We start from the raw sequence: 22,096 nt of genomic DNA on the forward strand, positions 1-22,096 counted from the left end.
GCTCATCCGGCTGCGGGTCGGCGCGAACGTCGCCGACCTGCGCTCGATGGGCAACGCGCTTCCCGCCGATGGGCGGCAGGCGACGGATCGGGTTCTCGATCAACTCCGCAGCGAGTTCGACAAACCGCAGCCGTCGTCCCGTCTGCTCGCGCTCATCGACGAAGCACTTGATGCGCTCTGGCCGGGAGATGGTTCGCCCGGCGCTCGCCCCGACCGCGCCATTCATGCCTTAGCGGGTCTGCGCATCGCCCTGTTCGAGCGCGCGCCGGCCTGGGTACCGGCGACATGATCGGCGAAATCGACATCGCGGGCGTGTTCGTTTCGCCGCTGCTCCTCTGCGCGATCCTCGGCTTCGCGATGCGCCTGCTGCTGTCGCGGGTGCTCGAGTCCATCAGCTTCTACCGCCTCGTCTGGCAGCGCCCGCTGTTCGACACCGCCCTGCTCCTCATCCTGACCGGCACCGCCTTTCTGGCTCTACGCCTTGTCACCGCATCCTGAAGTGCCCGCCATGACCCTAGATCGCGATACCCTCCTCCGCCTGCTCAAGCCCTTGCTCACCCTGCTGGTGGTGGGTGCGGGCGTGTTCGTCTTCTGGCACCTCTATAATTACTACACCTACGCGCCACAGACGCGCGACGGGAAGATCAGGGCGGATGTGGTCCCTCTCGCGGCAGACGTGTCGGGCCGGGTCGAGCAGGTCCACGTTCGCGACAACCAGGTGGTCAGGCGCGGCGACATCCTGTTTACCATCGACCATGTTCGGCTGCGCAATGCCGTTGAGCAGGCCGAGGCCGCTGTCGCCACGGCACGGGCAACGTTGAACGCCGCCGAACGGGAGAACCGCCGCTATCAGGCCCTCTCTGATATCGTCTCGGGGCAGCAACGTGACGACCGCCGCTCCACCGCCGAGGAGGCCCGCGCACGCTATGCCCAGGCGATCGCTGATCGCGATCTCGCCCGCATCAATCTGGCGCGCGCCGAGGTGCGTGCGCCGGTCAACGGCATCGTCACCAATTTCTCGCTCCGCCCCGGCGCCTATGCCACCGCCGGGCAGCCCGTGATGACGCTGGTCGATTCCGACAGCTACTACGTTGCCGGCTATTTCGAGGAGACGAAGCTTTCGCACATCCGCCCCGGCGTCCGCGTCACGATCCGGGTAATGGGCGAGGATAGGCCGCTTTCTGGCCATGTTGAAGGCCGATCGGCGGGCATTGACGATCGCGAACGGACGACCGCGTCCGGAACGCTACTCGCGAATGTCAATCCCACCTTCAGCTGGGTCCGTCTTGCCCAGCGCATCCCCGTGCGGATCGCCATCGACAAGGTGCCGCCCGGCATCGATCTGATCGCGGGCCGGACGGTCACCGTGACGCTCAATGGCGCGGAAAATGCGCTCGGCCCCGGCCGGAGCGAATGACGATGGGGCGCGTCGGAACGAAAAGGCCGCTCGGACTGATGGGCGCGCTGATGCTGGCTGGCTGTGGCACGGTCGGCCCCAGCTATCGGGCGCCGCCCTTGCCCGCAGGCATCTCGGATCGGCCCGCAAGCTTTGCCGAAGGAAAATCGCCCGCCTATTCGGCTGAACCCTTGCCCCAGCGCTGGTGGCGCCTCTACGCTATTCCCCAGTTCGATGCGCTGGTCCAGGAAGCGATCGAGGCAAACACCGACCTCAGGGTCGCGGCGGCCAATCTCGAACGCGCGCGCGCGATTGTCCAGGAGGTCGAGGCCGGCGCGGGCGTCCAGACTTCCACGGCGGGCGGCGTATCGGTGGGCGAGCCGTCCAATCTCGGTCTCGGCTCGCCCAACGGGACCCATGCGACATTCGACGCCGGCGTCGGCATATCCTATGAACTCGACGTCGTGGGCCGGATTCGGCGCACGATCGAAGCCGCGCAGGCCGATGCGGAAGCGCAGGCCGCCGCCTATGACCTTGCGCGCACGACGGTCGTGGCCGGAGTGGTCGGCGCCTATGGAGATGCCTGCGCGGCCGGCGCGCGGATGACCGTTGCGCGCCATTCGGTCGAACTGCAGCGGCAAAGCCTCGCCCTCACCGAAAGAGGCGTGCGCGCCGGCCTCTACACGCACCTCGACGCCACCCGCTCGCGCGCGCTCCTGGCTCAGCTCGAGGCAGCGCTGCCGCCGATCGAGGCAGGCCGCAAAGCTGCACTATTCAGTCTTGCCGTGCTGCTCGGCCGGACGCCCGAAGATTATCCGCCCAATCTCGCGACCTGCCGGATCATCCCTTCCGTCGACCGCCCCCTGCCGATTGGCGACGGTATGGCGCTGATCCGGCGCCGGCCTGACATCCGCGAAGCTGAACGCCGGCTCGCGGCTGCGACGGCGCGCATCGGAGTGGCGACGGCGGACCTCTATCCGAGCGTCAGCCTCGGCGCATCGCTCGGCACGACCTCGCGGAGCGTGGGCGGGCTGGTCGACGATTCGGCGTTGCGGTTCAGCTTCGGCCCGCTCATCTCGTGGTCCTTCCCGAACCGACGCGTCGCCAGGGCGCGGATCGCGGAAAGCGATGCAGCGGCGCGCGCGACGCTGGCGGCATTTGACGGCAGCGTCCTCGCAGCTCTCCGCGAAACCGAGACGGTCCTCAGCACCTATGCCCGTGATCTGGACCAGAATGCAAAGCTCAGGCGCGCGCGCGAAGAGAGCCGGAGGGCTTCCGGGCTCCAGGCCCGGATAACCGGGGGCGGTCTTGGAACAGGCCTTGAACTGCTCGACGCGCAGCGAAGCCTTGCCACAACCGAAGCGGCGCTGGCGGCCTCGGATGCGTCCATCGCCTCGGATCGCGTTCGGCTGTTCCTTGCGCTCGGCGGCGGCTGGGAAGGAGGGATGGCGGGGCCATGATGACCGAGCCTTCGCGAGGCGTACGCTCCGCGGATGTTTGATGGGGCCGAATTACAGAGGAGCAGCCCCGCCTCGATAGGTATCCTTTGTGCTGACGGATCAGGTCCCGGTGCCCCTCCACGCCGCAACTGACGCCATGGTGGCGGGAATTGAACGATCCGCTGCTCGATCAACTGATTTGACGGGCGCCGTTCTCCAACCCGTCGAATGATATCGCCGAAGCGCGTGTTCGGCACCCGGCAGCCTGATCATGTGGTGGGGTTGGTCTCGCCTCATGGATATCCAATTCGGCACGATGCTCGCCAATGATGCACTTGTGGGTTGTTTAATCGCATCACGGTCAAGGCAATTTCGATCTTCGTCGATCTATGGTTGTGAGGTCGTAAGCTTGGCTGGTTTTACAAGCGGCCCCATCTTCTGCCTGCGGGTGATGCCGTCTGTCGGGTACAAGGTCGTATACGCGGTCAGGACAACTCCCCGCGGGATAGATCTTCGTCGGACAGAAATTCTATTCAATCACACGTCGAGGCCGATAAACTGCTCTGTGGTTGTCTCCGGTCCGATGTTGCGTCCGGCTATGCGGTCGTGAATCCGTATTTCATCCTATCGGGGGCAACCCCCGTCAAAGACATCGCAATCGCCCCGGGGCGCGTTACCCCGCGAAACTCTGTATAATCGCAAGGGCAGCAGGATGGATGCCGAACAGGCGGGTTGCCCTGTGCCAAAAGTCATCATTGGCGGTGGGCAGGGCCGCCGATTCTTGTATTGGCAAGTCCGGACAGATACCATCATTATTTGCTCATAAGGGCTGAAGCTTGACTCCCAGCTTCTGTCCATCCCAGTCCAAGCGACTTCTGTATGGCAACATAGCTGGCGGTGAGGGCCGCAACCGCACTGTGCAGGTTTGCCTCTGCAAGCCGCTGCTGGCGGTCAGCCTCAAGAGTGTCGCCTCTCGAAATGACCTGCCGCGCATAGCGCTGCCGCATCAGCGTTGCCGCTTCATCTGCGGACCGCTTGATTTCGGCAAATGCGGCGACGTTTCGCCTTTGCTGTGCAAAGCGCGCAAGCGACGTCTCCGCGTCCTCAAGCGCGCCGAGCACTACCTGCCTATATTGTGCCTCGGCTTCATCGCGACCAGAGCGTGCCTGCGCTATCGCCGCTGACGTTCGTCCAAAATCGAGCAAGCCCCATTGCAGCTGAGGGACGGCGATGTTGGAAATATTGCCCAGATCTACCAGGTCTCCGATGGACGTGCCGCCAATCCCGAGAATCCCCATGAAGCTGATTTTCGGAAAACGAGCTGCTTCCGCGACCCCTATCCGGGAGGTTGTGGCGGCGAGATTGCGCTCCGCAGCGCGGATGTCGGGACGACGGCGCATGAGCGCCGAAGGGTCTCCGATCGACACCCGCGCAGGGGGGATCGGGATATCGCGCCGTGGCGTCAATAGCGGATCGAGAGATCCCGGCGCTTCACCGGCGAGAACCGCTAGCGCATTCATATATATTTCGATCTCAGCATCGGCCGCGGCGAGATCGCTGATCGTGGCCTGAACCGCGCGGTTCGCTTGGCCGACAGTGAAGGCCGGGATTGTGCCTTGCCCGAAACGCTGCCGGGCTAGGGCGAGTTGCTGGCGCTGAAGGTCGAGACCTCCCCGAAAAGCAGCGGCGCGCTGCTGCCGGTCACGAAGATTGGTATAGGTCTGCGCGACTTCAGCGCTGAGCTGAACCTTTGCGTCTGCAACATTATACGCCGCTGCGGCCGCCAGCGCGTTTGCCGCTTCGATTTTTCGCACCTGCCCGCCCGCGAGATCTATTTCCCAGTTTGCGTTCAGACCAAGGTTGTAGAAACGCAGAGACGTGTCCGCATCCTGGGCGGATGAAGGTGCCGGAACAGGTGTGGGTAGAGTACTTCCTTGACTGGCCTGGAGATCGATCCCGGGAAGATCAGCAAATATGGCCGCGCCCTGAGCACCAGCCGTCGGCAGGCGGTTTGCTCGCTCCTGGCGTACAGACCCACGGGCTTGGCGAAGTCGGGCCTGCACAACATCAATCGAGGGATTCGCGACAAGAGTGCGCCGCTCGAGCTCATCGAGAACCGGATCTTGCAGCGTCGTCCACCATTCGGCGAGTTCGGGCTCGCTGGTCGACGCATCCGCTGGTTGACGAACGAATGTCGGCCGCGGCGCGGCTTGGCCGAGCTCTGGTGGTCCGGAATAGTCCGGGCCGACCACACATCCACCAAGGAGCAGCGGAAGGATGAGACCACTTAACTTTGCCATTACCACCTCAATGCATCGTCAGCGACATCCCCTTGGGGAGCGGGCGAAGGAAAAACACGAACGGAAGCGTCACAAAAGTCGCTACCGCCATCGTCAAGAATATGTCGTTATAGGTCATGACGAACGCCTGCTGCTGAATTGTGCCAGCGAGCGACTGAAGGCCCGCGTCCATATTTCCCAGAGTATGAGACATCCCCGCGATATACTCCTGCACGCTTGGATTGTTTGCCCACAGGGTTTCCTCCATCCGTTGGCTGTGGAGTGACATACGCTGGTCCTGGAACGACGTCAGGGCCGCCAGAGCGAATGAGCCACCGAGGTTTCGCGCAGCATTGAAGATGCCTGAGGCATCTCCAGCATCCTCCTTGCTGACTGAGGTAATGGCGGCCTGGTTCAGAAACAGCATGACAAAGATCATCCCCACCCCGCGCAGCAGCTGACCGGTAGTAAAGGCTTCGCCTGCGGATTCCACCGTGAGACTGGTGTTCACAAAGCAGCTAGCAGCCATAAGCGCGAGGCCAGCGCCAACGGCCAGCCTGATGTCGACAACCCGCATCAGAAACGGCACGAACGGCATCACAAAGAAGGCAGGAACGCCCATGAGAAAGATGACCTGTCCGGTCTCGAGGGCATTATAGTCGGCGATAAGCGACAGGAACTGCGGGATGACGAAGGTCGATCCGTACATCACCATGCCCAGCGCTAGCGCCATGATAACGACGCTGCCGAACTGTCTGCTCATGACGATTCGCAGCTTAAGGACGGGCTTTGCTGCCCAGATCTGTCCGATCGCCAACATCACAAACCCTGCTACGGTTATAAACGTCAGCCGGATGATAAGCGTCGATTCGAACCAGTCTTCACGGTGCCCCTCCTCGAGCACGATCGTCAGTCCTCCAAGGCCAAGGATCAGGCCTATAATACCCAACCAGTCGGCCTCGCGAAGATAGACCCAATTCGTACGTTCGTGCGGCAGTCCGAGCAACAGGAGCAAGAGGAGTATCCCGCAGACCGGAACATTGACGAAGAAGGCATAGTGCCAGCTCAAATTTTCCGTCAGCCAGCCACCGAGCAAGGGGCCAAGAACGGGTCCCAAGATTACGGTCATTCCGAAAAGGGCCATCCCGATGGGCTGCTGGGATGGCGGGAGTCGCTTTGCGACAATCGTCATGGCGGTGGGTATCAGCAGCCCTCCCATAAGGCCCTGCCCGGTTCGTCCGATGATCATCGTCATAAGGTCGGTGGCGATGCCGCATAGGATGGAGAACCCGGTAAAGGCAGTCACGGAAATGAGAAGGAGGGTTCTCAGTCCCAAAAGCCGTTCCAGCCAGGCGCTCAGCGGAATGACGACGATCTCGGCAACGAGAAAGGCGGTGGCGATCCACGTTCCCTCAGTGCCGGTTGCTCCGATTTCGCCTTGGATCGTTGGCAGTGCCGAGTTGACGATCGAGATGTCGAGGGTCGCCAGCAGTGCGCCGAGCGAGCCGGCAGCAACAGCGATCCAAGCGGTCAAGTCCGCACGCGCGGAACGAGCTGCGTCTGGAGATGCTGTGACCGTGACCACTGTCAACGCTTCCGGCTTACGGCCTGACGGAGTCGATCCATCTCTCCTCTGGCTGAACGCGTATCGACCGTTACTCCAACCGACATTCCCGGCACAAGGAGCGTGCGCACTTCGAGAGGAGCATCGATTGCAATGCGTACAGGCACGCGCTGTACGATCTTTGTGAAGTTTCCGGTCGCATTCTGGGGGGGGAGCACCGAGAATTGGGCGCCCGTGCCAGGAGCGACACTGGCAATACGCCCGGTCAGTTCGACGCCAGGGAGCGCATCGATTTCGATGCCAACAGGCTGGCCGACGCGCATAAGCCCCAGTTGAGTTTCCTTGAAGTTCGCCTCAATGAACAATCGATCGACAGGAACCAGTGTCATCATGCGTGTGCCGGGCTGCACGAATTGCCCGACACGGACAGCCAGATCGCCCACACGGCCATTGATTGCAGCCTTGAGCACTGTCGATTCGACGTTGACGCGCGCTACCTTGAGTTGGGCACGCGCGGCCTCTGCTTGCGACTGGGCCTGACGCACCTGCGCGCCCAGTGTACCGACACGCCGTTGCGCGGCGATCAGCGCCGCCTGCGCAGCATTGGTTCGCTCGCGAGCTTGTCGTGCCTGCGTCTGAAGCTGCGCGAAACGCTCCCCTGGCTCAGCGCCTGATGCGGCAAGCGGCTGATATCGCGTAACCTGCTGTGCGGCGAAAGCAGCCTCGGCGCGCGCCGCGTTGAGCTGGGCTTGCGCTTGCGCTATGGTTGCCTGCTGTTCGGAAATCTGAGAGCGCGTCGTATCCCCCGCAGCCGTTGCCGTTTCGATCTGGCTGGCAATCTGTTCGGTCTGCGCCCGATATTCGCGGGGATCGAGTTCAGCCAGAGACTGCCCCTGCCGAACCGTCTGATTCTCGATAACGAACACCCGTTCAACATATCCGGCGATCTTGGGCGCTGTGATGACGGAATCTGCCGCAACATAGGCGTTGTCGGTCACCTGCATGTATCGGCCCCGGTTCTGATGATCCAAGTACCAGACAAAGCCACCGATGAGCAGCAGGATCGCGCCAATGAGCATCGCGAGGCGAACGCGCGGCGATTTAAGCGGCGACACCGCAGATTCGCCGAGGCTCTCAGAATCCGACGAAACAGTGGCCGACTTGTCCGCCATATAAATTACAATCCCAATGTTGCGCGGTGTGGTTCTGTCTTGCAGCATTAAGGAGTGATCGGCAATTGCATATTATATGGAACCTCAGCATTACGCAGAGATAACCCGCTCCTTGCCCGCCGCCGCTGGACCGGTCCTACACCTAAGCCGCATATCAGGCTGTAGCTCCCCCAAACTTCAAGCAAGAATCAAAAGATACCGAGGAGCGGTTTGCTAGGCTGGTGCACAACACAGAAACTGATGGCGCGTGATGCCGAGCACTCCGACGCGAAAAATTACTTTGCCGATCGGGCGGTCGTTAAGAAGTGAGCCTCGAATTGGTGTCCCGTTTCAATCCCCACAATTGTGGCCTATGGTGATATCAGCCAGGGTCACACGAAAGGTGACCCGGCACTTTGATCGGTTGCGCCGCCGTCACCTTGCATGGAAGCAATAATATAGGTTGTTTCTGGCCCGAGTAGCTTTTCGTTATTCTCGCCCCGGCCCATTACCCTGCAATGCCATAGTTCAAGAGATAATGCGCAGCCTCACACAGAGGCGTCGAATTCAATAGCGTCAGCTTTCGTCGCTAATTTTTGCTCCCCGGACAGCGCCGCGCGAGCGCTGTTCCACGAAGAAAGCCGCGGCGTGCGAAGCCGGCGTCAATCGCTGCCGCCAGGCGTCTTTCGGCCGGAGCTGCGCCCGAAATCTCCCGAACTAAGCCCCGAAACGGTATGATTGTGTTAACAATAGTTTTCCCTCCAGCCTCGGCCAGCCGACCAGCCCTGTTCTCTTTTTTGTTGTTGCCGACCGCAAAATCAGGTCCGAGGACGCTATCGAGCTCCGTAGTTGCGGCCTTGATCTGCGCACAGGATTTCAAGCCGACGAGACCATATGGATTTTCTTGCGCTCTTTCCAGAATAGCTGGAATTTCGGTTTTGGCCGCGCCAATATCTTTCGCCGGCTGCGTGACGATTTCCCGACCGCGGTCAACTGTCTCATCTTTTCTGGCGGGTTGCTCGGGGGTTTGTGCAAGAGCCGCCATGGCAAAAACAAGTATCATCATCCGCCCAATATCCTGACGACAAGGTTGAAAGCATAAACACGACCGCTGTGGCGTTCGCTGTTACCGCGCTTGAAATAACAGCGGCTGCCCGCCAGGGCATGACGATCATATTGAGTGGCGCCCGTGAAGAACGGGCGCCACTATGATCATTGACCGCCGGTCAATGCTGAAGGAAGAAGTGCCTTCCCATTGGTGAGTTCCTGCTCAAGTGTGGGAACGGCGGTTCCCGCGACTTGCTTCAAGGCTGGGTCGGTGCCGTCTTGCGCATAGCCTTTGTTGATGGCCCATGCCGCCTGTAGTACTTGGGCGGACTGGGATAGATAAAGATTATCGAAGCTGCCGCGCGGCGTCTTCTGGAGCAGCTTCACGAGTGCGGCTCTGTCGGAGGAAAGCGATGACGATGGCGCTTTTATTGTCCGCTGATCGTTGCGCAGCGCGGCCATGAGTGCTTTCTGCGCGATTTGCGCTTCGGTCTGAACACGTTTGGCAAAAGCCTTCACATCGTCACGCTGAGCCTTGGTCACGGCGAACTGCGCTGCTTTTATTTGATAGAGGTTCGCATCCGATGCAGCCATCACAAAGGCTGGCTCATTCTGTCCAGCTATCGGTGTTGTGCCGGTATCCATGCTCGACATTGAACCTGTGTTTGTTGGTGAAACAGCTTGGGCGAGAGCCCCTGAACCTGAAAGCGCTAGCGCGCCTGCGGCCATAATGACTTTCAGCATAATACCTTCTCCGTAGAATAGATTTCTAGCGGTCAAGTGGCCGCATCACGTTAAGCGTGACGACGTCGTAACGATGCTGTTGGATAATCGTTCCACCATCGCCCGCATTGCATAAATTAAATTGTCAAATGAGTGTCACTTAAATCGAAAGCGGACTGCATTTCATAATCCGATAGAAATATTAATCATTACGAGATTTGACTTATCACATGGTCGATATGCTATCGCTTATTAATACGTAGAATCCGGGATTATACTATCTTGCTTACTCTGGCTCCGATCGGGTCAGCCCTTCAGATAAAAACAAAAACTCGTAGATACCTACGAAGATATCTGGCGCATGGCGATTTTGTACATGCTTTCGCGCCCTAAGATTGTAGAGATCGGCGGCAAGTTCATGATCAATTTATCCCCTGCTTGCGTTCCATTCGATCCTTCGATGTATCAAGCGCGCGCTCCGTGGAATGCTTCCGCGCTGTTTGCGCGGACCAATCCGTCAATTCTGTGGTTGAGCGAGCTACTGCACGATCGAAAGCGGCGACTATCCCACTCGTGGTATTTGCGGACGCTGGCTCCTGCACCAAGAAGCGCTTGGCCTCAACGGGACGACGATCAGTAAGGTCAAACAGGGTTGCATCGCCTTCGATAATGACAATGGGCGGTGCTTTTTCACCCCCATCGAGGGCATACCGTGCTTCGAATCGCTCGATATCAATCTGCAGCGCATGCGATGCCCCGGTGGCATTTCTGACGCCCGTCAGGCGCACGTCAGGTGCCCGCGCCGCATATTGACGCATCAGCGCCTGGGTGAAAAGATCGGGGACCGGCGCCACCCAACGAACCCCCTTAAGGTAGAGCGCACGTTCCCCCCGCGTGGTGAGCATGCGATCGCCCTCTACCTCCTGCGAGAACCGGGGGCGAAGCAGAGATACAGAGCGAGTCGGGAGCGCACCCTGCATCCCGGTGACGGACGTGGGCTCGACCACGCCAAACCTGAAAAGGTCAGCGCGCTCGCCGCCGCCTAGCAGGTTTCCACAGCTACCCAGCAGCAAGGCGCTCGACAGAAGTGCAAAAGTCCGATTCCTGGTTGATAATGTCACTTAGGCAACTCCAGTTCAGCACCCCGGCTTTTGGCCAGAGCTTCGCGGGGACTTTGTCGGATCCCGCGAATTAGTCCGTCCAGCGATTCAGCTGTTTCTTGCAAGGTCAGCATGGTCGCATTGATATTAGGGATCGTGGTCGTACCGATATCGGCGCTTTGCGTGTCGAGTTTGGCGATCACGCCGCGAGCCTCATGAACTGCCGATTTGAGTTCGTTTGCCGCCTGGGAGATATCGGCGAAGGCGCGCTTGCCATCGCCATCGGCAATCTGCCGAACGGCCGAGGCCGCGCCCTGAATATCGTCAGCCGCCCGATCCAGTTTGGCGAGCGCGGAACCGGCATGGGCGAACATGGTCCGATTGGCCGCCAGTTCCGCCGTAGTCATTCGGACATCGCGAATGGCACCGCCGATGTTGGCGATATTACGATCCGAAAGGACCTTGTTCACACGGCTCAGTGCCTCGGTCGCGCTTGCCACCACCTGTCCTCCGCCTTGCAGCAATGAAGACATAGCGTTGGGCTTGCTGGCGATGACAGGCCGCTTACCGTGATCATTGGTCTTGAGCAGCGGCTTGCTCGGCGTGCCCGCGCTGATTTGCACGATGCTGACCCCTGAGATGCCCTGACTTTCAGAGGATGCGACCGAATCTTCGCGCACCGGTGTCCCGCGCGTCAGTTCGATATCCGTGATCACACGGTTGGGGTCGCGCTGGTCGAGGCGGATTCCGCCGATTTCCCCGACCTTGATGCCGTTGAACTGCACTTCGCCTCCAACGCTTAAACCTCTGACCGGCCCATGAAACACGATCTGGTAAGAATCACTTCCTTTGGCCGAACCGCCGAGCCAGACCACAAAAACAAGCGTGGCGATAAGCAACGCGATGGAGGCGGCGCCTACCAGAGCATAGTTGGCATGGCGTTCCATCAGCTTTCTTTCTCTTTTTTCGCGGCACGGCCGCGCGGTCCCAGAAGATAGCTCCGGATCCACGGGTGATCTGACCGTTCAAGTTCTTTGATCGTTGCAACAGCGGCGATTTTCTTGTCAGCGACAACCGCAACGCGGTCGCAAATCGCGTACAGAGTATCGAGGTCGTGGGTTATTATGAACACGGTGAAGCCAAGAGCATCCCGCAATGTTCTGATAAGATCATCGAATTCGGCTGCAGCAATTGGATCGAGGCCGGCAGTCGGCTCGTCGAGAAAGAGGATATCAGGATCCAGCGCGATTGCGCGGGCTACCCCCGCGCGCTTGCGCATTCCGCCAGATAGCTCGGCAGGCTTCAAGCAGCCTGCATCTTCCGGCAAACCAGCAAGCTTGATCTTCAGCCTTGCAAGATCGTGCACATACTCACGTGTAAGTTTCGTATGTTCCAGAAGTGGCGCCTCGACATTTTCTTGTACGGTGAGAAAGGAGAATAATGCGCCTTGCTGGAACATCACCCCAATCCGACGCTCGACTTCACTGTGCGCTTGCGGATCGCGGATGTCCTGCCCGAATATCTCGACGGATCCGCCATCGGGCTGCTTGAGGCCCAGGATGGTGTTGAGCAGCACCGACTTACCGGAACCCGATCCGCCAACCACACCCAATATCTCACCGCGCTTGACCTCAAGGCCGAGATCCTCATGGATGACCTTGTCGCCAAAAGCCGTGCGCAGGCCTTTGACGCGAATGGGCACGTCTTCGGCATCGGTTTCCACAAGCGCCCTCACAGATCGAGCGCCATGAAGATAACCGCGAAAATCGCATCGAACATAATGACCATGAAGATTGACTGGACGACCGCGGACGTCACATTTTGACCAAGGCTTTGGACGTCGCCGCCGACCATAAGGCCATGCCGACAGCCCGCAGCAGCGATGATCAGAGCCAGAAACGGCGCTTTGCACATGCCTATCCAGAAATGCTTAATGTCCACCGTTTCGAGCGTACGCTGGATGAAGAAGACCGGGCTGATATCAATCGTCACCCAACTGACCAAGAGTCCGCCAGCAAGACCGCCGATATCCGCGCAGAAGGTCATAAGAGGCATCATGAGAAGCGCGGCTAAGATGCGCGGGATTACCAGCGCATCGAAGCGGTCCACGCCCATAACCTGCATCGCATCGGTTTCCTGGTTCATCCGCATCGAACCGATCTGAGCGGCAAAGGAAGATGCGGAACGTCCAGACAGAAGGATGGCAGTGATCACCACGCCGAACTCGCGCAGGATGGCCACGCCCACCAACTGGATCGTGAACACCTCAACGCCAAGCGTTGTCAAAAGGTTGGTGCCAACGAGCGCAATGACCGCGCCGATGAAGAAGGTCATGATAAAAACTATCGGAAGCCCATTAATGCCCGCGTCCTGCATGAACGCGACAAGCGGCGTCATGCGCAGTCGGCGAGGATCGCCAAGGGTACGGCCGAGCGCCACAATAAGCTGCCCAGTGAACACCAGCATCTGGTAGGCGTCATCGGCGATCCCGATTACCTGACGGCCGAAGCGCTCGAAAAATCCCAGAACACCAGTGACGCCAGCCTTACCGGCCGTATCTGATTCAAGGGCAGGTCGAACAAGGTCTATCAGCCTTTGCAAATCCTCTCTTTCGCCAAAGTCTATATCGGCGTCTGGAGCCATGGACCGCAAAAGCAGGAGGGCACCGGCAGTGTCGATCCGCCCCAGAGCAGAAAGATCGAGACGCTGCACGACTAGACTCCTGGCCGCCTGGGCACCCAGGCGCCCTTCCGCATCGCCCAAAGCAAGCGAAGTCCAGTCACCGCTCACATGCAGAGTCGGGCCGCCACCCTCGTCAATATGCCAATCTGCCGCGATCATCGCACTAGCAGCATGGGAATTGAGCAGCGGACGATTTCGGCTCCTGCTGGCATCAACGCCACGCAGCGCATATCTTGAACCTTGGCATGGTCAAGCATTGGGGTCTCACGATGATGATCGAGCAATGGCACGCCATGGGCCAAGAGGTGCCAGCTTCGTCGCAGTCATAACTTTATCCTCTCCCCTTGCCATGCCATCGAAGATTGAGCAAGGACATAACATATGGAACCTCAGGAAGTTCATTTGCGCGCACTCGCGACGGCCTTTGGCTGGACCTGGTACAGAATGCGGCGGCTGATCGACACGCACCTTGCGTCCCAAGGTGCATCGATGGCCCGTCTTAAGCTGCTGGTATATCTCGCCGAGCAACCCAGCCGCTCAACCGATATTGCAAGCTTCTTCGATCAGGCCCCGCGCACGGTAACCCAGGCGATTGACTGGTTGGAGCAGAATGATCTGGTCACGCGCTCGCCCGTTGAAGAGGACCGTCGTGTAAAGCTCGTGGAAATCACGGACGCAGGCAGGGCGATGCTGGAGCAGGCCCTGCCACTCTACGATGGCATTGTGGCGAAGACCTTCGGCAGCTTGACCGCGGAAGAACTGGAAGCATTGGATAGGGCGATCCTTCACCTCGACAAGGTCGTGGATCAACTCGAAACGCAAGCTGGCTTCCGCCAAGGTCGCGTCCCCACGCTCAAGGCACATAATGATGGCTGATCCTCATTTGATGGACGGGCCTGAAGCGGTCGCATTGAAGGAGCGGGAGCGGTTCGCACAAATCCTGCTTCTGTTCGGGCGACACGGCCTCAAGGGAATGGCCTCCCGGCTAGGTCTCAGACTGGGTGGTGAGGAACCATTTGATAGCGCTCGACCAGAAGCAGTCGTTGCGCTGCTGCAAGATATCGGTCCTGCAGCGGTCAAGTTCGGGCAGATTCTTGCAATGCGAAGTGATCTGCTGGAGCCCGATTGGATCGATGCGCTTTCGAAACTTCAGGACCGGGTTCCGCCGCTGCCGTTCGCCACCGTGCGACCACTTATCGAAGAGGCGATCGGCGGAACTGTGGAAAGCTATTTCGCCTCCTTTGAAGACGAAGCGATTGCGGCCGGCTCGATCGCTCAGGTCCATGCAGCAACGCTGCTCGACGGCCGGGACGTTATCGTCAAGGTCCGTCGTCCCGGGATCGAGCGGATTGTCGACGCCGACCTTCGGCTGCTGCGCCGCGTCGCCCGGATCGCAGAGCGCCGCATCCCCGAGATCGCGCGACTAAAGCCGGACGAACTGCTGCGCCACTTCGCTGAAAGTATCGATCGGGAAATGGACCTTGGCGCGGAAGCTCGCGCCAGCGATACGATCGGAGAGTATCTCAAAGCTTTCGGCGTGCGAACGGCTCGCTTTGACTGGGAGTTGTCCGGCAGGCGTGTCAACATACAGGAGCGGTTTCGAGGCGTTCCGGCAAGCAATCTGGAGGCGGCGCGGCAAAGCGACCTTGATCTCATTAGCCTCGCCAGCACCTATGCGCAGGCGATCCTCCACATGATCGTCATCAATGGTCATTTCCACGCCGATCCCCACCCCGGCAACGTCTTTTTCCTGGAGGACGGAACGCTGGGGCTTATCGACTTCGGAGCGGTGGGGACGCTTCTGCCACGACGCCGGGAAGAATTGGTACGGCTTGGCCTGGCGATCGCGGCGGAGGACACAGGCGGGGTCGTCGATATTCTGCTGCTTTGGGCGGGCGACCCTGATGTTGACCGTGTCAGGCTGGAAGAGGCCCTGGCCGAACTGATCAACCGTTTCAGCAATGTTCTGCTCGAGCAAATTGACCTTACCGACATTTTCCAAATCGTCTTTGCGATACTGCGCGACTTTCATCTCGCGCTCCCGCCCGATCTGGCACTGGTGCTCCGGACGCTGCTCACGGCAGAGGGATTTGTCCGGCGCATCGATCCGACATTCGACATCACTCGAGAACTGGCTCCGCTGGCAAAGGAACTGATGCGCGAGCGAACGAGTCCGGCGCGATTGCGTGGCGAAGCGGGCAAGCTGTTTGCAGCGCTTGGAAGAGCCGCCTTGTCAACGCCGAGCCTGGTGGGACAGATCGAGAGAGTTGCGCGTACCGGATCGATCACCGTCAGTATCGCACCCAGGGATCTTGAACGATTGCGCGGCGATGAGCGCAACAGCAGAGCCACTCCCCAGCTCTACCCCGCAGCATTGGGAATATGTGCTGCAATCCTTTTCGCCTCGGAACCGATCATCGCCGGGCTGCTGGCGGTGCTTTCCATTGCCCTGGCAATTGGCGAACGAGTGAAGCGGCGGTGATCACGTTCCAAATCTCGCGAAAATTAAAAGCTCATTTGTCGCGCTACCGGCTCCAGGATTTCTAGGTCACATGGAAACGCGTTCGAACTGGTTGAAGGTGAGCCTTGTTGTCGGCCTGCTCATAACCGCCGTCATTGGGTTCACCCTGTGGCTCATCCAGTCACGTGAGGCTGACGGGGCCACGTATGAGGTGCAGTTTAAACAATCGGTTGACGGCGTTCAAATCGGATCGGGCGTCAACCTTCTTGGTGTTCCCGTTGGGAAAGTAACCCAGGTCCGGCTCCAACCTTCAAATCCGGATACGGTCGTGGTCCGGTTCGTCCTTACCAAGGACATCTTACTCCATCGCGGCGTGACAGCGTCGGTCGATAAATCATTCTTCGATGGATCGGCAGAGATAAGCCTGGCGGGAAGCAACAAGCGTGAACCAGCACTTACAGTTCAAGCGGGACAGCCATTCCCGCTTGTACCAGTGAAGACCGGCGGCCTCCTCAGCGGCGACCTCAATCCAGGCGAGATGATCGCCAAGATATCGTCAGGTGCCGATAGCATCTCAAAGAAGCTGGACCCTGCCGGTCAGCGATCCATCGAGGAACGTCTTGGCCAACTCGCGCTGCGCTCGCGGAACTGGAAAAGCGATGTCAGTCAAATCGCGGGGGAGGCCCTGCAGGAAGACAGGATCCATTCTCTAGGGAATGTAATGGCTCGGGCGGGAGACGACGCGGAGAGGCTTCGCCTGAGGCTCGAGGCATCGCGGGGCGGTCTTCACGACAGCCTCGGCCGGCCCTTGCATGATGCCGAAGGCAAAGCCCGGTCTCTGGGCCTATCCATTTCGCACGCACGGCCCCGGATCAGGCAATTGGAAGGGGATGCGCAACAAATCGCCGAAACCGCCCGCGCCGTTCGCGAACCAGTTCGACGCATGGGCGATGCGGCCAAGAAGATTGACCGGGAAGGCGTGGGATCTCCCAAACTACCTGACTACCGTCCCACGACTGAGGAAAGGAAATAGATGATCGCGATCGACCGCTCAGGAACAGACCGACCCTCGTCTTCATGCACAGGCGCGCAATCAGCTTCTGTGAAGCACGAACTCAGGACGATAGAACGACCCTCTCAATTCTTCGCGCGTGAGTGGATGCAACGTCCTGAAGTGGCGCAAAGGCAGAGCCAAAAATGGACTAAGGGGTTTATCTTCAATCGGGCCTGCAGGATCGAGACTGGTGGATGACCGGGAAGAACTGCAAAATCGATGGAGCCGCTGGTATCAGCCTGGCTGCTGAAGTGAAGGGCGAATGCAGGGCGATGCCCGTCTTGCTTGCCCACGGGGCGGGTCAGACTCGCCGCGCCTGGAAGCGGGTAGTGCAAGATCTGGTCGAGGCGGGGTTTCGCGCTATCGCTATAGACATGCGTGGGCATGGCGACAGCGACTGGTCGAGCGCAGGTGCGTATGACGTGCGCGACTTTGCGGCCGATCTCGTCGCGGTAGCATCAGGAATGGATCGCAAACCGGCTCTGGTAGGCGCCTCCCTCGGCGGCCTTGCCGGAATGATAGCAGAAGGAGACCTCGCCCCAGGCAGCTTCGCATCGCTCACTCTTGTAGATATAGCCCCGCGTATCGAGCCGGGCGGCGTGATGCGGGTGGTCAGCTTCATGCAAGAACATGTCGAGACTGGCTTTTCGTCTCCGGAAGAAGCTGCACAAGTCATTGCGCGCTACATGCCACATCGTCGCAAGCGCAGAGCGGGCGATGGCCTACGGCACTATCTCCGGCAGAAAGAGGATGGCCGCTATTACTGGCACTGGGATCCAGCATTTATTCGCAATATGGTGGCTGCACATTGCAGCGACACCGCGCATCAGGAGCAGCAAGTCAATATATTATACAAGGCTGCCGCTAATTTGACGCTACCGCTGCATCTGATCAGGGGCGGATCCAGTGATCTTGTCTCGGAAGGCGCTGTCGAACATCTGCGCGAACTGGCACCGCATGCTGAATATACCGACATTATCGATGCCACGCATATGGTCGCAGGCGATGCAAACGACGCCTTTTCTGCCGCAATTCTCGGCTTTTTAGGGCGCCAGTCCAGCTCCTAGAGGGACGAGCATGGGAGAAGAGATTTGCTCCTGATCATCGAGGGTCGGACGACTTGCTGTGCAGAGCGCCATACATTGGTGGGTTTGCCTAAGATGACACTCGGTAACTGGCTGCTGCCTCGCTCACTGGACTGCTATCCATAACGAAGGTGACGAAAGTTGACGACCAGAAATCTGACCGGCATGCTGGCCAAAAAGATGCCGCGGGAAACAGGCACCGCGCGCACAAAGGGCGAAACCCTGTTCCAGCTATTCTTTGCGCTCATCCAATGGCCTTGGCTGTTGAAAAGCCTTTATGGGGGAAACAAAGCTGAAAAAAATGCTGTTCTTGAGCGTATAAACCTTGAACAGGACGCCTTGCCTCATCTTGGCAGCTGGAAAGCAGATACTTACCTTCTTCACAGGATTGTTGATGAGATTGAAGTCCGACAACCGAAAAATGTTGTGGAACTAGGTTCCGGAGTAACTTCGCTGGTTATCGCCAAAGCATTGTCGCTTCACGGTGGCGGGCATTTATACAGCTACGATCAGTATGAACCGTTCGTTGAGCAGATGGGCATTTGGCTCGCTGAGCACCACCTGTCGGCAAGTTTCAGCCATGCTCCGCTGAACTTTCGGGACCAGGCCTGGCCTGGATTATGGTATGCCTTGCACGACCTTCCACAGACAATTGATCTGCTTGTCATAGATGGACCGCCTTGGTCAATTCATCCCTTTACCCGAGGAATGGCGGAACGCCTTTTCGAACGTATCGCACCGGGAGGCCTTATCATGCTCGATGATGCAGCAAGACCGGGAGAAAGATACGTGGCGCGACGCTGGAGGAAAACCTGGAGAGACTTCGAGTTCAAGTTCGAAGGCACGGGCGCCAAAGGCCTGCTAACGGGACGGAGGATCGACAGATCGGATAATCGCCAAAAGTGACGCTGTAATGCATTAGCGACTTCCGTTGCTGATTCCGAGGCAAGCCGAACTCGCGGAACTGCTGGCAGCCGAAGTGGCTGCCGACCGTTTCCCCGACATGGATGCCTTGCGGATACGCTTCGCTCCCGATCCGGCGGCGCTTCCCGACGTGGTGGTGGAACTGGTCCCCCTGGTCACCTATGATGTTCTCCTGGCGGGAGAAGCCGCATGAGCCGGAACGCTCCCGCTATCGACGCCCAGCGCCTGAGCCTCATCCTCAACGACCTGCGTCTGCCCGCAATCAAACTGATCTGGCCCGACTTTACCACGCGGGCCGACAAGGAAGGCTGGCCTGGTGCCCGTTTGCTTGCAGCGCTCGCTGAGCATGAGATCGCAGAACGGGACCGACGCCGGATCGAAAGGCATCTGGGCGAAGCCCGCCTGCCACCTGTCATCGGTCGTGCAATTCTCCGCAAAAGTGGGCTTTGAAAATTCCCTAGTTGGTGGCCCCTTCATCTCATTCTGCCGGGGCTAGCCCCGGCAGAATGAGATGAGCCAACATTGTCCTCATCTCCTTTGCAGACGCGGAGACGGGGCCGATGATCCGACTTGGAGAATTGATGATGATCCTCGAACTACATCGGCAGGGCGTATCGATAGCCGCGTTCACTGACATCCATGACACGGCAGAGCAGTTCAACGGGCCAACGATGCCGCCAGCTATGCGTATTTCGCAAAAGTCGGACAGCTGCTTCGCTAAATCCCGGACAAGCGCTTCAGTAAATCCGGGACAGCTGGTTTAGGCATTGGATGCCTGGTTGCTGTTAGGGTTGAGTGATTTCCGGATTTGGATCCTGGGTCAAGCCTGAAGGCGCTTTTTGTCGTCGCATGCTGTCGCCTTCGAGGGCGATGCGATGAGCGTTATGGATGATGCGATCGAGGATGGCGTCGGCGATGGTCGGCTCGCCGATCATTTCGTGCCATGCCGCCACGGGGAGCTGGGCAGTGATCAAAGTGGATTTCCGGCGGTAACGTTCTTCGAAGATTTCCAGGAGGTCGAGACGCTGCTGATCATTGAGGCTGTGCGTGCCCCAGTCGTCGAGAATGAGCAGCTGGACGCGTGCAAGTTTGTCGACCACGCGTGGGAAGCGACCGTCGAGGCGCGCGAGTGCAAGATCTTCGAACAGGCGCGGCATGCGCAGATATAAGACGGAGTGATCCTGACGCGCCGCTTGTCGCCCGAATGCGCAACCCAGCCACGTCTTTCCTGTGCCGGTTTGGCCAGTGATGATGAGATTTTCGCGGGCATTGAGCCACGCGCCTTGCGCGAGTGAGAGGATATTACGTCGGTCCATGCCTCGGCGTGCGGCGAAGTCGACATTCTCGATACAGGCGTCGACGAAGCGAAGCTTTGCGCTGGCAAGCCGGTTGGTCAGCCGCCGGTCGGCACGAGCGGCGATCTCGCGGTCCAGCATGAGCCCGAGCCATTCGTCGCGGGTCAGGTCGCCTGAAGTGTCCTGCTCGGCAATGTCGCGCCACGCGGCCGCGATGCCCGCTAGCCCCAAGCTATGCATTTGATCAAGGGTAGGATGCGTCAGCACAAGATCGTCCTTTCATTATTGGTAATAGGACCCGCCACGGATGTTGCCGTGCGCCGGTGTTGGTTTGAGCGGCCCCGTTGTCGGCTGGATCTTGTCGAGCCCGGCTTTGAGGATGGCGTTGACTGAAGAGTAGGTGACGGCACCGATCACCAGCGCCCGGTCGCAGGCCGCTTCGAGCCGATCGTGCTCATAGCGCCGAGCAAGGGAGAGGATGCCCATAGCAGAGCGATAACCCTGCTCGGGGTGCGGCTTGTCGACCATCAACCTTTCCACGAACATCGCTGTGTTAGGACCGGTTTTCCTGGCACGTTCGATCAGGCTTGCTGGTGATATGTTCGCATAGCGCTGATGCGACTTGGGCATATGCTCGTTCACCGTGACATGCCCGCGGCGCTGCGATGTCCGCATATGGCTGGCGACCCGCACATGATCGTAGAAGATTTCTACCACCCGGTGCGTCAGCCGAACATCCACCTGCCGGCCGATCAGCCGATGCGGTACCGAGTAGAAGGTCTTATCCGCCTCGATATGATAATCAGGGTGAACGCGGGCCGTTTTCCACTCGGCATATTCGAACACTGACGTGGGCAACGCTGCCAGAGCTGTCCGTTCGATCTCCTCGAAGATCGCCCGGCGGGATTTGCCGACATGGCGCATGGGCCGATCATTGAGATCAACCAGCAGGTCCGCGATCGCAGCATTGAGATCCGCCAGGCTGAAGAAGCGCCGATTGCGCAGACGCGCCAGGATCCAGCGCTCTACTATCAACACAGCGCCCTCGACCTTTCCTTTGTCGCGTGGTCGCCGGCTCCGGGTTGGCAGGATCGTCGTATCGTAATGCTCGGCCATCGCTGCAAAGGTCGCGCTGAGCGTGGGCTCGAACCATAGCGCTTTGACAACGCCTGACTTGAGATTGTCGCACACAATCGCGCGCGGGACCCCGCCGATAAAGCTCAGCGCACGGCACTGAGCGTCGATCCAGTCCGGCAGCTGCTGGCTCAGGCTTGCCATCGCAAAGGTGAACGAGGAAGCGCCAAGAACCGCCACGAAGATCTGCGCCGGGGTGATGACGCAAGTCACAGGATCGATCAGCGGAACGGTTTGACCAGCATAGTCGGTTTGCATCACGGCGCCCGCCTCATGCCGATTGCGGAAGCTGACATGGGTCCGCCGCTGGAAGGACAGGAATCGATCGCAAAACCAGGTATAGCCGTACCCGTTGGGATGAGCGGCCCGATATTCCTGCCATAGCAAGACCAGCGTCACGCCCTTGCGCTTGATCTCCCGCGCAACGAGCGGCCAATCCGGTTCTTCCCGATCCTGCGCAGGGCGGCCCACACGCCGGAATACAAGCCGTTCAACCGCAGCGTCATCGTCATAGCCCGGCGGCAATGGCCAGACTGTTAGCCCCGCCTGCCGCGCGCGCAGCAGGTACGTCGACACTGTCGTCTTGCTCAGCTTCAGCCGCTCTGACACGGCCCGTACCGACAAACCCTGCTCGTAGGTCAGCCAGTCCGGCAGAGTCTCGGTCCAGCTTCCTTCAGCGTATGTGAGGCTGGATGCACCGAGCACTGCCACGAAGATATGGGCATCACGGATTTCGCCAGTCAGCCGGTCGACCACGATCCC

General features: G+C 59.4%; 21 protein-coding genes and 1 pseudogene. 11 read left to right on the forward strand and 11 right to left on the reverse strand.

Translation table 11 applies throughout. The annotated features are described in order from the left end of the window. The 4 genes from D0Z70_RS25120 to D0Z70_RS23000 all read left to right on the forward strand — a co-directional run. Positions 1-289: FUSC family protein (locus D0Z70_RS25120; RefSeq protein WP_220475702.1), on the forward strand; the 289-nt coding region annotated here is incomplete at its 5' end. Further along, entirely contained in the window at positions 286-498 is a 213-nt protein-coding gene (locus D0Z70_RS22990) for a DUF1656 domain-containing protein (RefSeq protein ID WP_086486327.1), read from the forward strand. The genes D0Z70_RS25120 and D0Z70_RS22990, both read left to right, overlap by 4 nt. Before the next feature lie 10 nt (positions 499-508). Next, positions 509-1,417: an HlyD family secretion protein gene (locus tag D0Z70_RS22995; RefSeq protein WP_086486394.1), complete on the forward strand. Its 909-nt coding sequence runs from the start codon at positions 509-511 to the stop codon at positions 1,415-1,417. Beyond that, on the forward strand, positions 1,414-2,856 hold the full coding sequence (locus tag D0Z70_RS23000) for an efflux transporter outer membrane subunit (RefSeq protein ID WP_239019096.1): 1,443 nt from the start codon (positions 1,414-1,416) through the stop codon (positions 2,854-2,856). Before D0Z70_RS22995 ends, D0Z70_RS23000 begins: the two co-directional genes overlap by 4 nt. 791 nt (positions 2,857-3,647) lie before the next feature. Here the strand turns inward: D0Z70_RS23000 and D0Z70_RS23005 are convergent. From D0Z70_RS23005 to D0Z70_RS23045, 9 genes are all read right to left on the reverse strand, one after another. Next, on the reverse strand, positions 3,648-5,135 hold the full coding sequence (locus D0Z70_RS23005) for an efflux transporter outer membrane subunit (protein ID WP_088189891.1): 1,488 nt from the start codon (positions 5,133-5,135) through the stop codon (positions 3,648-3,650). A gap of 7 nt (positions 5,136-5,142) precedes the next feature. Further along, a complete protein-coding gene (locus tag D0Z70_RS23010; protein ID WP_174827323.1) occupies positions 5,143-6,648 on the reverse strand; it encodes an MDR family MFS transporter in 1,506 nt (501 codons plus the stop codon). Between the two features lie 53 nt (positions 6,649-6,701). Further along, positions 6,702-7,850, reverse strand: a complete 1,149-nt coding sequence (locus D0Z70_RS23015; RefSeq protein ID WP_119750438.1) for an HlyD family secretion protein — start codon at positions 7,848-7,850, stop codon at positions 6,702-6,704. 568 nt (positions 7,851-8,418) lie between these two features. Next, positions 8,419-8,892 (reverse strand): hypothetical protein, encoded by a 474-nt coding sequence (locus D0Z70_RS23020; protein ID WP_370569476.1) that lies wholly within the window; start codon positions 8,890-8,892, stop codon positions 8,419-8,421. 149 nt (positions 8,893-9,041) lie between these two features. Further along, positions 9,042-9,620, reverse strand: coding sequence for a DUF4142 domain-containing protein (locus D0Z70_RS23025; protein ID WP_235955309.1), 579 nt, complete (start codon positions 9,618-9,620; stop codon positions 9,042-9,044). A gap of 401 nt (positions 9,621-10,021) precedes the next feature. After that, positions 10,022-10,672 (reverse strand): ABC-type transport auxiliary lipoprotein family protein, encoded by a 651-nt coding sequence (locus D0Z70_RS23030; RefSeq protein WP_119750434.1) that lies wholly within the window; start codon positions 10,670-10,672, stop codon positions 10,022-10,024. Between the two features lie 44 nt (positions 10,673-10,716). After that, the gene (locus D0Z70_RS23035) at positions 10,717-11,646 is read right to left on the reverse strand and encodes an MlaD family protein (protein ID WP_024020666.1); all 930 of its coding nucleotides are present in this window, start codon (positions 11,644-11,646) and stop codon (positions 10,717-10,719) included. Beyond that, positions 11,646-12,422: an ABC transporter ATP-binding protein gene (locus D0Z70_RS23040; protein WP_031309820.1), complete on the reverse strand. Its 777-nt coding sequence runs from the start codon at positions 12,420-12,422 to the stop codon at positions 11,646-11,648. Before D0Z70_RS23040 ends, D0Z70_RS23035 begins: the two co-directional genes overlap by 1 nt. A gap of 8 nt (positions 12,423-12,430) precedes the next feature. After that, positions 12,431-13,540, reverse strand: a complete 1,110-nt coding sequence (locus tag D0Z70_RS23045) for an ABC transporter permease (RefSeq protein ID WP_239019097.1) — start codon at positions 13,538-13,540, stop codon at positions 12,431-12,433. Between the two features lie 222 nt (positions 13,541-13,762). On the opposite strand from D0Z70_RS23045, the gene D0Z70_RS23050 reads away from it, so the two are divergent. The 7 genes and pseudogenes from D0Z70_RS23050 to D0Z70_RS23080 all read left to right on the forward strand — a co-directional run. Continuing rightward, on the forward strand, positions 13,763-14,257 hold the full coding sequence (locus tag D0Z70_RS23050; protein WP_086486019.1) for a MarR family winged helix-turn-helix transcriptional regulator: 495 nt from the start codon (positions 13,763-13,765) through the stop codon (positions 14,255-14,257). Beyond that, positions 14,247-15,863 carry an ABC1 kinase family protein gene (locus D0Z70_RS23055; protein WP_024020670.1) on the forward strand — a complete coding sequence of 539 codons (1,617 nt, stop codon included), beginning with the start codon at positions 14,247-14,249 and terminating at the stop codon, positions 15,861-15,863. Before D0Z70_RS23050 ends, D0Z70_RS23055 begins: the two co-directional genes overlap by 11 nt. 70 nt (positions 15,864-15,933) lie before the next feature. Further along, positions 15,934-16,875 (forward strand): MlaD family protein, encoded by a 942-nt coding sequence (locus D0Z70_RS23060; protein WP_119750436.1) that lies wholly within the window; start codon positions 15,934-15,936, stop codon positions 16,873-16,875. 215 nt (positions 16,876-17,090) lie between these two features. Further along, a complete protein-coding gene (locus tag D0Z70_RS23065; RefSeq protein WP_086486321.1) occupies positions 17,091-17,963 on the forward strand; it encodes an alpha/beta fold hydrolase in 873 nt (290 codons plus the stop codon). 159 nt (positions 17,964-18,122) lie between these two features. Further along, entirely contained in the window at positions 18,123-18,887 is a 765-nt protein-coding gene (locus D0Z70_RS23070; protein WP_130754661.1) for a class I SAM-dependent methyltransferase, read from the forward strand. A gap of 25 nt (positions 18,888-18,912) precedes the next feature. Further along, positions 18,913-19,098 (forward strand): hypothetical protein, encoded by a 186-nt coding sequence (locus D0Z70_RS23075; protein WP_086486319.1) that lies wholly within the window; start codon positions 18,913-18,915, stop codon positions 19,096-19,098. Next, positions 19,095-19,316 (forward strand): annotated as a pseudogene (locus tag D0Z70_RS23080) (hypothetical protein); the annotation flags it as partial. The gene D0Z70_RS23075 and the pseudogene D0Z70_RS23080, both read left to right, overlap by 4 nt. Positions 19,317-19,690: 374 nt before the next feature. Here the strand turns inward: D0Z70_RS23080 and istB are convergent. Together istB and istA are read right to left on the reverse strand one after the other, a co-directional pair. Beyond that, positions 19,691-20,440: an IS21-like element helper ATPase IstB gene (istB, locus tag D0Z70_RS23090; protein ID WP_370569475.1), complete on the reverse strand. Its 750-nt coding sequence runs from the start codon at positions 20,438-20,440 to the stop codon at positions 19,691-19,693. A 42-nt stretch (positions 20,441-20,482) separates the two neighbouring features. After that, positions 20,483-22,093, reverse strand: a complete 1,611-nt coding sequence (gene istA, locus D0Z70_RS23095) for an IS21 family transposase (protein ID WP_420820403.1) — start codon at positions 22,091-22,093, stop codon at positions 20,483-20,485. Between the last annotated feature and the right edge of the window lie 3 nt (positions 22,094-22,096).

The sequence above is a fragment of the Sphingobium terrigena genome (genome assembly GCF_003591655.1).
GTDB classification, from domain to species: domain Bacteria; phylum Pseudomonadota; class Alphaproteobacteria; order Sphingomonadales; family Sphingomonadaceae; genus Sphingobium; species Sphingobium terrigena.

What these genes read in the sequence shown, in the direction of transcription:
- D0Z70_RS22990 (WP_086486327.1), top strand. Translation starts at nt 286, where the DNA reads ATGATCGGCGAAATCGACATCGCGGGCGTGTTCGTTTCGCCGCTGCTC.
- D0Z70_RS22995 (WP_086486394.1), top strand. Translation starts at nt 509, where the DNA reads ATGACCCTAGATCGCGATACCCTCCTCCGCCTGCTCAAGCCCTTGCTC.
- D0Z70_RS23000 (WP_239019096.1), top strand. Translation starts at nt 1,414, where the DNA reads ATGACGATGGGGCGCGTCGGAACGAAAAGGCCGCTCGGACTGATGGGC.
- D0Z70_RS23005 (WP_088189891.1), bottom strand. Translation starts at nt 5,135, where the DNA reads ATGGCAAAGTTAAGTGGTCTCATCCTTCCGCTGCTCCTTGGTGGATGT.
- D0Z70_RS23015 (WP_119750438.1), bottom strand. Translation starts at nt 7,850, where the DNA reads ATGGCGGACAAGTCGGCCACTGTTTCGTCGGATTCTGAGAGCCTCGGC.
- D0Z70_RS23020 (WP_370569476.1), bottom strand. Translation starts at nt 8,892, where the DNA reads ATGATACTTGTTTTTGCCATGGCGGCTCTTGCACAAACCCCCGAGCAA.
- D0Z70_RS23025 (WP_235955309.1), bottom strand. Translation starts at nt 9,620, where the DNA reads ATGCTGAAAGTCATTATGGCCGCAGGCGCGCTAGCGCTTTCAGGTTCA.
- D0Z70_RS23035 (WP_024020666.1), bottom strand. Translation starts at nt 11,646, where the DNA reads ATGGAACGCCATGCCAACTATGCTCTGGTAGGCGCCGCCTCCATCGCG.
- D0Z70_RS23045 (WP_239019097.1), bottom strand. Translation starts at nt 13,540, where the DNA reads ATGATCGCGGCAGATTGGCATATTGACGAGGGTGGCGGCCCGACTCTG.
- D0Z70_RS23050 (WP_086486019.1), top strand. Translation starts at nt 13,763, where the DNA reads ATGGAACCTCAGGAAGTTCATTTGCGCGCACTCGCGACGGCCTTTGGC.
- D0Z70_RS23055 (WP_024020670.1), top strand. Translation starts at nt 14,247, where the DNA reads ATGATGGCTGATCCTCATTTGATGGACGGGCCTGAAGCGGTCGCATTG.
- D0Z70_RS23060 (WP_119750436.1), top strand. Translation starts at nt 15,934, where the DNA reads ATGGAAACGCGTTCGAACTGGTTGAAGGTGAGCCTTGTTGTCGGCCTG.
- D0Z70_RS23065 (WP_086486321.1), top strand. Translation starts at nt 17,091, where the DNA reads ATGACCGGGAAGAACTGCAAAATCGATGGAGCCGCTGGTATCAGCCTG.
- istB (WP_370569475.1), bottom strand. Translation starts at nt 20,440, where the DNA reads ATGCATAGCTTGGGGCTAGCGGGCATCGCGGCCGCGTGGCGCGACATT.